General features: G+C 36.0%; 15 protein-coding genes. 3 read left to right on the top strand and 12 right to left on the bottom strand.

The window, feature by feature from the left end; genetic code table 11:
• The first annotated feature begins 6 nt into the window (after positions 1-6).
• Together DV417_RS07070 and crp are read left to right on the top strand one after the other, a co-directional pair.
• Complete coding sequence (locus DV417_RS07070; RefSeq protein WP_005631427.1) at positions 7-258, top strand: YheU family protein; 252 nt, start codon at positions 7-9, stop codon at positions 256-258.
• Positions 243-920 (top strand): cAMP-activated global transcriptional regulator CRP, encoded by a 678-nt coding sequence (crp, locus tag DV417_RS07065; RefSeq protein ID WP_005645968.1) that lies wholly within the window; start codon positions 243-245, stop codon positions 918-920. Before DV417_RS07070 ends, crp begins: the two co-directional genes overlap by 16 nt.
• 364 nt (positions 921-1284) lie before the next feature.
• On the opposite strand, the gene rlmC is transcribed toward crp, so the two are convergent.
• The 12 genes from rlmC to DV417_RS07005 all read right to left on the bottom strand — a co-directional run bounded on the left by rlmC (position 1285) and on the right by DV417_RS07005 (position 12330).
• Positions 1285-2463, bottom strand: coding sequence for a 23S rRNA (uracil(747)-C(5))-methyltransferase RlmC (gene rlmC, locus DV417_RS07060; protein WP_118879215.1), 1179 nt, complete (start codon positions 2461-2463; stop codon positions 1285-1287).
• Positions 2460-3512 carry a beta-N-acetylhexosaminidase gene (gene nagZ, locus DV417_RS07055; RefSeq protein ID WP_065246128.1) on the bottom strand — a complete coding sequence of 351 codons (1053 nt, stop codon included), beginning with the start codon at positions 3510-3512 and terminating at the stop codon, positions 2460-2462. Before nagZ ends, rlmC begins: the two co-directional genes overlap by 4 nt.
• Positions 3513-3515: 3 nt before the next feature.
• A complete protein-coding gene (locus DV417_RS07050) occupies positions 3516-3866 on the bottom strand; it encodes a YcfL family putative periplasmic lipoprotein (protein WP_065246129.1) in 351 nt (116 codons plus the stop codon).
• Positions 3866-4216: a purine nucleoside phosphoramidase gene (hinT, locus tag DV417_RS07045; RefSeq protein ID WP_065246130.1), complete on the bottom strand. Its 351-nt coding sequence runs from the start codon at positions 4214-4216 to the stop codon at positions 3866-3868. The genes DV417_RS07050 and hinT overlap by 1 nt, the downstream gene beginning before the upstream one ends.
• A gap of 78 nt (positions 4217-4294) precedes the next feature.
• Positions 4295-6163 carry a peptidylprolyl isomerase gene (gene ppiD, locus DV417_RS07040; RefSeq protein ID WP_065246131.1) on the bottom strand — a complete coding sequence of 623 codons (1869 nt, stop codon included), beginning with the start codon at positions 6161-6163 and terminating at the stop codon, positions 4295-4297.
• 66 nt (positions 6164-6229) lie between these two features.
• Entirely contained in the window at positions 6230-6796 is a 567-nt protein-coding gene (locus tag DV417_RS07035) for a manganese efflux pump MntP (RefSeq protein ID WP_118879214.1), read from the bottom strand.
• Positions 6797-6806: 10 nt separating this feature from the next.
• Positions 6807-8165 (bottom strand): tRNA uridine-5-carboxymethylaminomethyl(34) synthesis GTPase MnmE, encoded by a 1359-nt coding sequence (gene mnmE, locus DV417_RS07030; RefSeq protein ID WP_065246133.1) that lies wholly within the window; start codon positions 8163-8165, stop codon positions 6807-6809.
• A 178-nt stretch (positions 8166-8343) separates the two neighbouring features.
• Positions 8344-9972 (bottom strand): membrane protein insertase YidC, encoded by a 1629-nt coding sequence (yidC, locus tag DV417_RS07025; protein ID WP_065246134.1) that lies wholly within the window; start codon positions 9970-9972, stop codon positions 8344-8346.
• Positions 9972-10232, bottom strand: a complete 261-nt coding sequence (gene yidD / locus DV417_RS07020; protein ID WP_005627402.1) for a membrane protein insertion efficiency factor YidD — start codon at positions 10230-10232, stop codon at positions 9972-9974. Before yidD ends, yidC begins: the two co-directional genes overlap by 1 nt.
• On the bottom strand, positions 10196-10555 hold the full coding sequence (rnpA, locus tag DV417_RS07015; protein ID WP_032803246.1) for a ribonuclease P protein component: 360 nt from the start codon (positions 10553-10555) through the stop codon (positions 10196-10198). Before rnpA ends, yidD begins: the two co-directional genes overlap by 37 nt.
• 12 nt (positions 10556-10567) lie before the next feature.
• Positions 10568-10702, bottom strand: a complete 135-nt coding sequence (gene rpmH / locus DV417_RS07010; RefSeq protein WP_005539760.1) for a 50S ribosomal protein L34 — start codon at positions 10700-10702, stop codon at positions 10568-10570.
• 185 nt (positions 10703-10887) lie between these two features.
• On the bottom strand, positions 10888-12330 hold the full coding sequence (locus tag DV417_RS07005; protein ID WP_065246135.1) for a surface lipoprotein assembly modifier: 1443 nt from the start codon (positions 12328-12330) through the stop codon (positions 10888-10890).
• Between the two features lie 97 nt (positions 12331-12427).
• Here DV417_RS07005 and DV417_RS07000 point away from each other — a divergent pair, with 97 nt between their 5' ends.
• A complete protein-coding gene (locus DV417_RS07000; protein ID WP_065246136.1) occupies positions 12428-14278 on the top strand; it encodes a transferrin-binding protein-like solute binding protein in 1851 nt (616 codons plus the stop codon).
• Positions 14279-14284: the final 6 nt, after the last annotated feature.

Here is a 14284-nt window from a genome sequence, read left to right as displayed (position 1 = left end):
AAATATATGATTATTCCTTGGCAAGAACTAGAAGCAGAAACATTAGATAATATCGTAGAAAGCGTAATTTTACGCGAAGGAACCGATTACGGTATAGAAGAACTTTCACTCAACCAAAAAAAACAACTTTTACTGACTCAAATTCGCAATGGAATTGCGGTGATTGTATGGTCTGAATTGCATGAATCCATTGACATCAAAAATAAAACGGAATTTTTGAAACAGGAATGTAAGGAGCACGAATGTCAAATGAATTAACCGAAATTGATGAAGTTGTAACCTCCTCTCAAGAAGAAGATACAACTCAACGAGATCCAGTTTTAGATTGGTTTCTTACTCACTGCCATTTACATAAATATCCCGCTAAATCAACTTTAATTCACGCAGGTGAAGATGCAACGACACTTTATTATGTCATTAAAGGCTCTGTAATGGTGTCAGCAAAAGATGACGAAGGTAAAGAGATGATTCTCACTTATTTGGGTGCAGGACAATTCTTTGGTGAGGCTGGATTATTTGATGAGGGTTCAAAAAGATCTGCTTGGGTAAAAACAAAAACAACATGTGAAATTGCTGAGATTTCTTATAAAAAATATCGTCAATTAATTCAAGCAAACCCAGAAATCTTAATGTTTTTAACCGCACAACTGGCTAGACGTTTACAAAATACTTCACGCCAAGTCAGTAATTTAGCATTCTTAGATGTGGCAGGCCGTATTGCTCAAACGCTAATGAACTTAGCTAAACAGCCTGACGCAATGACACATCCTGATGGGATGCAAATCAAAATTACACGTCAAGAAATTGGACAAATGGTCGGTTGTTCACGAGAAACTGTAGGACGTATTATTAAGATGTTAGAGGATCAGAATCTTATTCATGCCCATGGAAAAACCATCGTTGTATATGGCGCAAGATAATTTTTCATCATAAATTATTCAAAAATGAAACCATCCAAAATCAATTTGGATGGTTTTTGTTTAATTAGAAATAATATTCAAAACATTAATTGACAATTAATATAAAGGATTCTATCATTATCCAACTTCTTACAAATATAGTGGGAAGACAGGATTGGTCTCCTGATATAGTGGCTTTAAAGGTTTATAACCTTATTGCATAGTTTTATGCTGCAAAAGCTAGAACACCAAGATGCATTTTCTAATCTATGGTGGGCTGGGTAGAAATCCCGCAGGGATGCGCGCAGTAAGCCACTTGCTGTTAAGACCAATTCTGCTTAGTTCCACCACCCCTCTTTCAAATCCCCAAACTATTTATATTTTTTCAATTATTCTTTTTTCTTTGCAATAGAACTAATACTTCATAATGAGATGTTTGCGGAAACATATCAAAAAGTTGAATTTTCAATGGTTTATAAAAAGTGAGATACTGTAAATCTTTACCCATTGTTACAGAATTACAACTAGAATATAAAATAAAGTCCGATTGCATTTCATTAAGAAATTCACTTAATTCCTTTCCAATTCCACGACGTGGTGGATTTACAATCACAAGATCTGGCTTATTCTCATTCTGATTTTTCATCACACTTGCCGCGTCTAGTGATTGGAAATTTACATGTTCTAAACCCAATATTTTAGCGGAATGGCTCGCAGCAAAAATAGCTGATGAGGAAATTTCAATTCCAGTCAACTCAATACTTTTTTCCCATTTTTCCTGTAAAGCTTTAGCGCAATGTAAGCCAAATCCTCCCACGCCACAAAATAAATCCCAGACTTTATAAATTGATAATTCACTCACCCATTGCTGGGCTGTAACATATAATCCTGCCGCCACTTTAGGGTTAGTTTGAAAGAAACCTTGTGGGCGAATAAAGAGCGGAATACCATTGAAATTCTCAGGCAAAAATTGTTGTTCTGTCAGAAAAATTTCTTGTTCACCTTCTAAAATTGCCGCGTGCTGTGGTTGTAAATTAATGCTAACCACTTCTAAGTACGGTAATTTTTCCAATAATTTGGGTAATTCTCGACGAATTAATGGCAATTTATTTTCTGTGCGCAACACAAAGCGCAACATTAATTTTCCCGTCGCGATACTTTCTGTCAGCAAAATATATTTAAGCTCGCCTTTTTGTTTAGCAATGTTATAAGGTACTAAACCAGCACGGCCAATAAAATCCTTCAAAACTGGAAAAATCAATGAAAAATGAGTTGGATAAAGGGGACAATCACACAAATCAATCGCACTTTGTGGATCATTAGTTTTTTTTAAAATGCCAAGTATCGGGCGTTCAACACTACCACTCACAACCATCTTGGCTTTATTACGAAAGCCTTGTTCATCAGATTGAAAAGGAGCCAACCATTGAGCTCCATCGCAATTAATAGAAATCAGTTGCTGCTTTAAATGATGTTGTTTTTCAGTTAGCTGCTGACTATAAGGTATTTCAAGCCATTGACAAGAACGACATTCATTTTGTTGATAGTATCGACAATCAATCATTTTCTTGCAGCCTGAATATCTAACCAACGGCTTTGAATATCTGCGAGATTTCGGTAATTCAGTTTCCAACGTTGATCTAAAACCAAATCATTCCACTCGATCACTCTACGTTTAAATAAATTTTGTAAACGAGCTTGACGAGCCATAAAGTGCGGTTCATTTTCAGTAAGTTTTAGATTATCTAATACTTGAATGACACTTTCACGTTCATTGCACAGCAATAAAAGATCACAACCTGCATTGAGTGCTTTTTTGCTACGCTCTACAAAATCGCCCATTACACCAGCGCCTTTCATACCGAGATCATCGGAAAAAATTGCACCTTGGAAATTTAGTTGTTTTCGTAAGATTTCTTTTAACCAATATTCTGAACCACTTGCTGGTTGACTATCACATTGTCTATAAATGACATGCGCAGGCATAATGGCATCGAGTTTATTTTGTGAAATCAACTGTTGGAAAGGTTGGAGATCGCAACTAAAAATTTCGTCTTTTGCGCGATCATCATAAGGTGTTTCTAAATGAGAATCGGCTAATACATGGCCATGGCCGGGGAAATGTTTACCTGTAGATGCCATACCTGCTTGATGCATACCATCAATAAAAGCGGCTGCTAAATTTACCGCACTTTTTACATCAGATGAAAAACTGCGATCACCAATCGCTCGACATTCATGCCCCAAATCCAACACCGGCGCAAAACTCAAGTCAATATCCAAGGCAATCATTTCTGCTGCCATTTGCCAACCTGCTTCTTTAGCGAAGTTCACTTGTTCTGTTGTTGACAGTGTTTCTTGAAAAGCCTGCATTGAAGGTAATATTGTGAATCCATCGCGGAAACGTTGAACTCGTCCACCTTCTTGATCCACCGTAATCAATAAAGGCTTTTTCACTCGTTGACGAACAGAACGAATTAATTCTTGAATTTGTTCTCTATCTTCAAAATTTCGAGTAAATAAAATCAATCCCGCAACAAGAGGATGAGAAAGTAACTCAACTTCCTCTTGTTCCAACTCTTTTCCTTTTAAATCAATTAACAACGTGCTCATAAATTATTTTAAATAAAGGCGATAATTTTTACTTTCTACAGTAGGTTTAATTAAATCGATCAATTTCTCTTCTTGTGGTTTTAGCAAAAATTGAGCGGAATAGCTTTCTTGCTGATTTACCCAAGTTTGGGTTACCCCTAAATGATCGTACCAATACAAGTAGTAACTTATATTCAAAAGTTGCTGACTTTTATTTTTTATAAGCGCTGATTTTTGACTCGTTTCAACTTGAATTAAAGGTGAAAGATTAGATGTGATATTCAAAATCGGCTTGGTTGAATAAGTTAAGTTTTCTACTGAACTTGAACAAGCAGCGAGCACAAGGCTCGCCAAAATTAGAAAATATTTTTTCATTATTTCGCTAACATTCTACCTAAAGGTTCACCACCGACTAAATGCATATGTAAATGGAATACTTCTTGTCCACCATGTTTATTACAATTCACAATTAGGCGGTAACCGTCTTCCGCAATGCCTTCTTCTTTAGCGAGTTTCGCCGCTACGCTAAATAATCTACCTAGCGTTAGTTCATCTTGCTCCGTCACATCATTCACTGTTGGAATTACTTTATTTGGAATGATCAAAATATGTGTTTTAGCTTGTGGTGAAATATCACGAAACGCTGTGACTAATTCATCTTGATAGACGATATTTGCAGGAATTTCTTTACGGATGATTTTACTAAAAATTGTTTCTTCTGCCATTGTTTGCTCCCTATAAAAAAGTGCGGTGAATTTACCGCACTTTTTATCAAAATTTATCTGAGATTGCAATTTAATCAATTATTGCTGCGCTTCATCATCTTGATTGATGAAAGCATCATTTACTTCAATTTTAGCTCTCTCACGCAATCCTTGCATTAATTGCGCTTGAACTTCAGCCTGACTTGTACGTAATAATTGAGCACTAAATTGGCTTAATTCTTTATCGTTAAGCACGCCGTCTTCTACTTTATTTAGAGCAATAATAACTACATCGCCTTTCTCATTACGAGCAACTTGGTAAACCACTTTACCTGATTCTGGTTTAGCAATTGAGAATACGCCATTTGTTAAAATTGGATCTTTATTTTCACTTAAAGTAAAAGTTTGCTCACTTGAGAAATTAATTCCATCCACTTTCGATTCAGCATTTTCGCTTAATGCTTTCACCGCTTGTTGTGCTTTTTCATTTAAGACATTTTCAGCCTTCTGGCGTTTTAAGAACATTTCAATATCCTCTTTCGCATCTTCCAATGTTCTCACACCTTCAGGTTTGTGCTCTAACACACGAACTACAATAGCGTGATAATCGCCAACATTCAAAGGCTCTGAATTAGCACCACCATTGGCAATATCAGATTCAAAAACGGCAGAAACTACATTAGGGAAATTTAATTCTGCAGGTACATTTTGACGAGAAAAATAACCGCTCTCTTGAACTTTAACACCTGCGACTTGTGCCGCAGTATTCAAGGATTTGCTATCCTCAAAAGCCTTATCACGCACTTGCTTTTCAATTGCGTAATAACGATTTTCTAACAAGGATTTACGAACTAAATCTGCAACATGTGCTTTCACTTCATCTAAAGTTTGAGCTTTACGCTCTTGCACTAAAACAATATGGTAATTGCCATCCACATTGATTGGTTGGCTATATTGACCTACCTGCAATGCAGCTGCAGCATCTTCAAAAGCTTTTGGTAATTCATTCGCATTTACCCAACCTAAATCACCACCATTCTCACCAGAAACTTTATCTAAAGATTTAGCTTTAGCTACATCAGAGAAATTTGCGCCTTTTTGTAATTCATCATAAGCAGACTTAGCATCTTGCTCATTTGCAAATTGAATATGTGCTAAACGCTGAGTCATAAATTGAGCTTTATTATCTTGATAATATTGCGCAATTTCTACATCTTTAACTTCGATACCTTTTTCGATTTGGCTACCAGAGAGATCAATATATTGAACCTTCACTTGTTCTGGCTGAACAAAAGATTTTTGATTAGCTTCATAATAAGCTTTAATTTCATCATCAGATACTGCTTGCTTTGCCATTTCATCAGCAAGAGGTAATGTTGCTAAACGAGCTGAACGCTTTTGAAAGAAAACTTCTGCGGTATTTTTTGCTTGAGCTGGCACAATAAACTCACTGTTAGCAACACCACTTTGCATTTGTTCAAGGGTTAATGCGCCACGCAAAATAGCCGCATAACCATCTGAACTTAAACGATTTTGTTGTAATACTTGTTGATAAACACCGTTATCAAATTTGCCATTAACTTGAAAATTGGGATCAGTCACAATTGCTCGTTTAATCATTTCATCGCTCACGCCTAATTTTAATTCTTTCGCATATTGACGAAGTAATTCTTGATCAATCATTCGATTGATGGTGCTTTGACGAAGTGCGGTAACAAATTCTGGAGAATCTGACTGAGCCATAAATGCTTCGCCTTCGCGTTGTGCACGAGCCTCAAATTCTTGGTTGTAGCGATTTAAAAAATCTTGTTGCGAAATCACTTCACCATTAACTTTTGCAGCGTAAGTATCATTTGAACTAAAAAGATAGCCAGACATACCGCCGACTAAAAACGATAAAGTAATCAAACCCAAAATAAACTTAGAAACTTTTGAATTTGCTAAGTGATGCATTTTTTCAATTAACATTCAATAACCCTTGTTATAAATATAAAATTTTCCCCGATTATAATCTAAACGTAGAAAATTAGCATCTTAAAAAGTGAAAATACCGTGCTCATAAAGCAAGCTAATGCCAATTCCAATCAGCACTATGCCACCAAAAATCTCCGCTTTTGATCTAAATTTCTGCCCAAGAAAATGACCGCTCTTTACGCCGAATAATGAAACGATAAAAGTAGTCAGTGCAATAATTACCATAGCAGAAAAAATATCGACCGAAAGAAAAGCGAAAGATATGCCAATTGCTAAGGCATCTACACTCGTAGCTAAACCCAAAGTCAATAAACGTTTCAAATTTATAGATGGCTCTACACTTGCTTCGGAATCAGTATTTAATCCCTCACGCACCATATTAATGCCAATTAATGCAAGTAAAACAAAACCAATCCAATGATCCCAATCTTGAATCATTGAACTGAATTGCAAGCCTACAAAAAAACCTATTGCAAGCATGATACCTTGGAAAAATCCAAAACAGAGAGAAATATAAAGAGTGTGTTTCCAACGAAAAGATCTTAATGCAATACCTTTAGGAATGGATACAGCAAAGGAATCCATTGATAAGCCCAGCGCAATAATACAAAGTGTATAAAAGCTCATAATTTAGAAATTATTTTCCAATACAGAAAGAGCTAAAAATATTACCTAGCAAGTCATCTGATGTGAATTCACCTGTAATTTCACTCAAGTGAGCTTGTACTAAGCGTAATTCTTCCGCTAAAAGTTCTCCTGCATGAAATTCTGTAAGTTGAACTAAACCGATTTGTAAATGCTCTGCAGCTTTCTCAAGTGCATCTAAATGACGACGACGAGCTAAAAAGCCGCCTTCCATACCAGTTTGGAACCCCATTGTTTGTTTCAAATGTTCACGTAAAAGTTGTACACCATCATGCGTTTGAGCGGAAAGACTAATCATTTGGTACCCGTCTTCTTGGCTTTCACTTGCTTGTTCGCCATTTAAATCAATTTTATTTCGAACAATAGTGACAGGCAACGTTGTGGGTAATTTTGCTAAAAATTCTGACCGCACTTTACTTAAATCTGCACTTTCAGGATCGCTACTATCTAACATCAAAATAATACGATCGGCTTGTTCAATCTCCGTCCATGCGCGAGAAATGCCAATGCGCTCGACTTCATCAGTTGCATCTCGAAGACCCGCGGTATCAATAATATGCAATGGCATGCCATCAATATGAATATGCTCACGCAATACATCGCGCGTTGTCCCAGCAATATCTGTTACGATCGCCGCTTCGCGACCAGCAAGCGCATTAAGCAAGCTCGATTTGCCTGCATTCGGACGACCGGCAATCACCACTTTCATACCTTCACGTAAAATAGAACCTTGTTTGGCTTCTGAGCGAACATCTTCCAACTGATTAATAATTCCGCGTAAGTTTGCTTCAATTTTTCCATCCGCCAAGAAATCTATTTCTTCATCAGGAAAATCAATGCTCGCTTCCACATAGGTACGTAAGTAAATAACCGATTCAACTAATTCATTTACTTTCTTTGAAAATTCACCTTGCAAAGATTTTAATGCGGAACGTGCTGCCTGTTCTGATGTTGCATCAATTAAATCCGCAATCGCTTCCGCTTGAGCAAGATCCAATTTATCATTCAAAAAAGCTTGTTCAGAAAACTCACCTGGTCTCGCCAAACGGATTCCATCAATTTGCAAAATACGTTTGAGTAATAAATCTAATACAACCTGCCCACCGTGACCTTGCAATTCCAATACATCCTCACCAGTAAATGAATTTGGTGATTTGAAGTAAAGAGCAATCCCTTGATCTAAAACAGTGCCATCAGCATCTTTAAAAGGGAGATAATCAGCCATTCTTGGCTTAGGACATTTCCCCAACACCGCTTGTGCAACTTCTGTTGCTAAAGGCCCAGAGACTCTTAAAATCCCAATACCACCACGACCTGGCGCAGTAGCTTGAGCAACGATTGTTTCTTTCATAAAAAACCTATTATCACGTAGAGTAAGTATACTCTAGACTAATCGTAATATTACCCTATTGAGAAAATGCATATGTTGACCAACAGCGCTATTACTATCATTAACTGTGGACACAGTTACCACGACTGATAAAACAAAGAAAGGCACTTTTGGTGCCTTTCTTTCCATTCATTTAAGATTATTTCTTACGAGAATGTAATCCCTTTTTCTCTAATCCACGATAAATTAATTGCTGTTGTGCAATTGTAATTAAGTTAGAAACTAACCAGTACAATACTAAACCAGCAGGGAACCATAAGAAGAAGAACATAAAGACTAATGGCATAAAGTTCATCACTTTTTGCTGCATTGGATCAGCCACTGGTGTTGGCGACATTTTTTGCAACAAGAACATTGAGATACCCATTAAAATAGGGAAAATATAATAAGGATCTTGTGCTGATAAATCTTGAATCCAACCAAAGAACGGAGCGTGACGTAATTCAACTGCTTCCATAAATGTCCAATATAATGCGATGAAGATTGGCATTTGAAGAAGAATTGGCAAACAACCACCAAGTGGATTTACTTTTTCTTCTTTATAAAGTTTCATCATTTCTTGGCTCATACGTTGGCGATCATCACCAAAACGCTCACGCATTTCTTGCATTTTAGGTTGCAACATACGCATTTTAGCCATTGATGTATATTGTGCTTTCGTAAGTGGATACAAAATTGCTTTAACCACGATTGTTACACAGATAATCGCTAAGCCCCAGTTAGATACAATCCCTTGAATAAAGGTTAATAACCAGAATAACGGTTTAGCAATAAACCAAGCCCAACCGTAATCAACTGTTAAATCTAAATGGTTTGCTACGGTAGCCATTTGATTTTGAAGTTTAGGGCCAGTCCATAATGAACTTGTAATCGTCTCTTGACCACCAGCAGGAATAGTCACAACAGGGCCACGATAACCGATTGAAGCGACATTATTTTTAGTATCTGTAATTGTGTAAAGTTGATTATTTACATCTTGATTAGGGATCCAGGCAGATACGAAATAATGTTGTAATACTGCAACCCAACCAGCTTTAGTATCAATAGAAAGATTATTATCCTTCATATCGCCAAAACTATATTTTTTATAGTTAGTTTCCGAAGAAGAATATGCGCCACCAGTGTAAGTTGGCATTGCTACATTACCAGAGCTTTCAACAATAGAATGTTTTAATTGACCATAAGGCTCTACTTCAATAGCTTGAGCACTTTGGTTATCAATCTTGTAATCTACGCCTAAATCATAGCTACCACGTTTTAATACAAAGATTTTTTGATAAGTCACACCATCTTTTTCAAAAAGAAGAGGTACAGAAAGAGACGCTTGACCATCTGCTAATTTAAAATTATCACCTTCAATTTGATATTGCGCACGACCAGAACGAGTATCGATACCGTTTTTACCAATTAAACCACTTTGTGCAATATACACATGTTCTTTGGTATCTTTTAATAACTCAAACGGTGTTTTTGAATCCAATTCTGCATCATATTTTAATAATTCAGAACTAATTACATCACCGCCTAAAGTATCAACTTTCAAACGAAATACATCGTTTTCAAGGGTAATAATACGGCCATGAGTTTGAGAATCTGCTACGACTTGTGAATTAGAAGAAGGAGAACTTGCCGGAACATCAGAATTGGCAGTCATTGAAGTTGTTTGCTCAGTTGGCACTTGTGGATTTTTATCCAACTGCCATTGCTGATAAACAAGGAAAGAAATAAAAATTAGCGCTAACACTAATAGGCTACGTCTTGAGTCCATTATTTTTTCTCATCGTTATTATTGATTTTAGGTGGAACAGGATCGAATCCACCAGCGTTCAAGGGGTGACATTTTAATACACGTTTTAGAGTAAGCCAACTACCTTTTAACAATCCATGTGTTTTTAACGCTTCAATGCCATAGCAAGAACAAGTAGGCACAAACCGACAACGCGGTCCGATAAGAGGACTAATAACAACTTGATAGAAACGAATAAATCCAATTAAGATTTTTGCACCAAACGAATGTGTCGTTGCCATAATTTTTCTAAGATTTGCACAAAAGAGCTATTATCAAGCTTACCAATACCACCTTTTGCAACAAAAACAAAATCACATGCTGGTAAACGATGTTGCGATAAACGAAAACTTTCTCGCACTAAGCGTTTAATACGATTACGATCATGAGCTCGTTTTAAATGTTTTTTAGCGACTGTCAAACCTAAGCGAGGATGCTCAAGATTATTTTTTCTGGCAAGAATGGTTATTTCTGGAGTGCTAGCTCTGAACGGTTGTTCGAAGACATTTTTGAATTGAACGGGAGTTAACAAACGTAACTCCCTTGAAAAGTTCAGCTTAACCACTAAGAACGGTGATTATGCAGATAAACTTTTACGACCTTTAGCACGACGACGCGCTAAAACTTGACGGCCATTTTTAGTTGCCATACGAGCACGGAAACCGTGAGTACGACTACGTTTTAATACAGAAGGTTGAAATGTACGTTTCATTGTAATCTACCTAAATCCAGATTATGAGTTAATAAAAATAGAGCATAATTTTAATCATAAAATACGCGTTCGTCAAATAAGAAACGGAAATTTTTTAAAAAATATCAAATTAATATTTAAAATATAGTGTATGCACTTTGACAATGTTAGAGATAACTCAACAGTTAGTTTACAACTTTTCAACCTTAAAATGTTTTTCCAACTTCGAGATAAATTCTATTTTTATCATAACGATAAAAAGCATGATTACTGGTGGATTTTTGATAATCCCACGATAATTTGGGTGTTAGCCCCATAAAATGTATATTTCGATGCCATAAAGTAATTGTGGTTGTATATTCGCGATTTTTTTGCTGTATACCAATAAAATCTTTCTCTCTGTACACTCGATTAGCATAACTAAAAGTAAAACGTGATGAAATACCATGAGACCAATCCTGCCCCCAACCAAGTCTCAATGTCTTTTGTTGATAAGCATTATCTAATGCTTGTGTATTTTCTCGATGAAAATCCATGCCAACAAACCAAAATTGGGTGCTTTTAGGTAAATAAAATAATGTTGATGAAACGAAATAATAATTACCATCTAAATGTTTTCGGATTTTATAACGAGATTTTCCATACTCAAGTGCGGTAGAAATTTGCCAAGTTTTACTTAGCCAATCTACCATTTCTAAACGAATACCTAATTTATCCGCATATTGCTTCATTGTATTCGTTCCAGAGCTACCGCCTGCATACCAACGTTTTTCTTTAAAAGGAATCAACGAGACTTCAACTGAGGCAGTTTGATAGCCTAAACCACCACCTATACGCAAAGTAGCCTCATTGTATTTTTTATTATCCCAATAATATTTTCCATTCCCATTAAACATAGTTTTACTAAAAAAATGATGAGCCCATGGCCATTTTTTTTCTACTGATAAAGAATACCCTACCCCCTGCCCACTTTCTTTTTTCCAAGCGGTCCAATTACCAATTTTTGTGCCACTTTTTGGAGCATTATTCAAATTATCGTCATTTAAAAAATTTAATCCTACTTGCCATATCCATTGATTCCGCTGATTTAGTGTTAAAAGATACTGATCAATAACACCTAAAAATTTTTCATCATCTACCTCTGTACGTAATTTTTCAAATTGAATTTTGGCAGATTCATTTTCATAGTTAAAAAATAGGGCTTGAGCTAATTGATAGCGTAAAGGTAGTAAAGATGCGTCTCGAGCGAATAATTCACGATAATAAGCAATAGATTGAGTTAAATCACCTTGTTCACGAGTTTCAATAGCCTTTGCCCAAGTTAGTAAGAAATTATCTTGCTGAGGAAATTGTTTATATAGTGGTAATAACAGTTGAACTGCCTGAGTGTTATTTTGATATAAAGCAAGAATTAACCCACGCAAAACAAGTCTTGGATGGTTCGCTAATTGGCTTTTGGATAGAGAAATAATATGCCTATTTGAAATCTCTTGGGGCATAGAAGAAAAGGATGAAGTTTTTAATTCCGCACTTTGAATCGTATTTGTCAATGTATCATTTTTAGGACGTGCAACTTCTGCCCAAACTACATTCGTTAACGATAAGCCCATTAATGATAGGAAGGAAACCTGTTTTATACAATTTTTCATATTTTATCCATATTCTTAAGAAACTCTGAGTTGACATTATTACAGAAAAGGAACGATAATGCGAATAATTATTATTTGAATACAAGGGTATAATTCTATGAAATCTGTTTCTCTTATCACTGGTGGACTTTCCTTTTTATTAAGTGCCTGTAGCGCAGGGGGAGGTGGTTCTTTTGATGTAGATAACGTCTCTAATACCTCCTCTTCTAAACCGAATTATCAAGACGACACTTCAAATTCAAGAACAAAATCTAATTTAGATCAGTTGTTCATTCCTTCTTTAGGAGGAGGAATGAAGTTAGTTGCGCAAAATATGCATTTTAAAGCAAGCAAAGAACCAAGCTTATTGAATGATTATGTTGTTTTAACAGAGCTTTCCTCAATAGCAAAGGATATTGAAAATAACAATACAAACGGGGATGCCCCAATTGGCTCAATTGAGGAACCTTTGGCAACAAATACAACAGAAAATCATCATGGGCAGCGATATGTATATTCGGGTCTTTATTATATTCCATCGTGGAGTCTAAGAGATTTACCAAATAACAAGTTTTATTCAGGTTACTATGGATATGCGTATTACTTTGGCAATCAAGTTGCCTCTACGTTGCCTGTAAATGGCGTAGCTAAATATAAAGGGACTTGGGATTTTATTACTGCGACTCAAAAAGGCAAGAATTATGAATTGTTAAGAAATTCTGGCGGCGGTCAAGCTTATTCTAGACGTAGTGCAACGACTAGCGATATGGCTTTAGAAGTTGAAAATAATGAGGGGAGAGAAAAAGGGCTTGTGAGTGAATTTAATGCAGATTTTGGGACTAAAAAACTGACAGGTGAACTGTTTTATACCCAAAGCAAAAATAATATTCAAGAATATAAAAAGGAAAAGCTCTATGATATTAATGCCGATATTTATAGTAATAGATTCAGAGGTAAAGTAAATCCAACCCAAAAAGATTCTGAAAAACATCCCTTTACCCGTGAGGGAGTCTTAGAAGGTGGTTTTTATGGGCCTAACGGTGAAGAATTAGGGGGTAAATTCTTAGCTGATGATAAACGAGTTTTTGGGGTATTTAGTGCCAAAGAAACGCCAGAAAACCCAAAATTATCCAAAGAAACCTTAATTGATGGCAAACTAACTACTTTCTCTACTAAAACAACTGATGCCACCAACTTTATCACGAAAGATATACCAAGTTTTGGTGAAGCTGATTACCTTTTAATTGATAATTATCCTATTCCACTTTTACCTGAAAATACAGGTGACTTCGTAACGAGTAAACATCAGGATATTGGAAATAAAAGCTATAAAGTGGAAGCATGTTGTAATAATCTAAACTATGTAAAATTTGGTATGTATTATGAGGATAAACCTACCAAAGATAAGAACAACACAGATCAAACAAAACAATACCACCAATTTTTGTTAGGCCATCGTACTGCCAATGCCGAAATACCTAAACAAGGAAGTGCAAAATATCATGGTAGTTGGTTTGGTTATATTAGTGATGGTACGACATCTTACTCCACCACAGGGGATAAACAACGAGATAAAAGTGGTGTTTCTGATTTTGATGTTAATTTTGACAATAAAACATTAAAAGGTGAGTTAAAACGTGCAGACACGCAAAATACCGTTTTTAACATTGATGCTACCTTTAAAAATAGTGGTAATGCCTTCACTGGTACAGCAACTGCAAAAGATTTAGTAATAGATGGTAAAAACAGTCAAACTCAAAATGCCCCAATTAATATTACAACTGATGTTAATGGTGCATTTTATGGACCTCATGCTTCTGAATTAGGAGGATACTTCACCTATAACGGAAAAAATACTGCAACTACAAATTCTGAAAATTCCTCAATCGCAGCCCCATCATCCAATTCAGAAAATGCAAGAGCGGCAGTTGTCTTTGGTGCTAAACATCAAATCGAAAAAACAAAATAGAGAGGA

This window comes from Haemophilus haemolyticus (assembly GCF_003490935.1).
Lineage (GTDB): Bacteria > Pseudomonadota > Gammaproteobacteria > Enterobacterales > Pasteurellaceae > Haemophilus > Haemophilus haemolyticus_M.
Note: the sequence above shows the minus strand (reverse complement) of the source record. Positions and strands in the feature narration are given on the sequence as shown.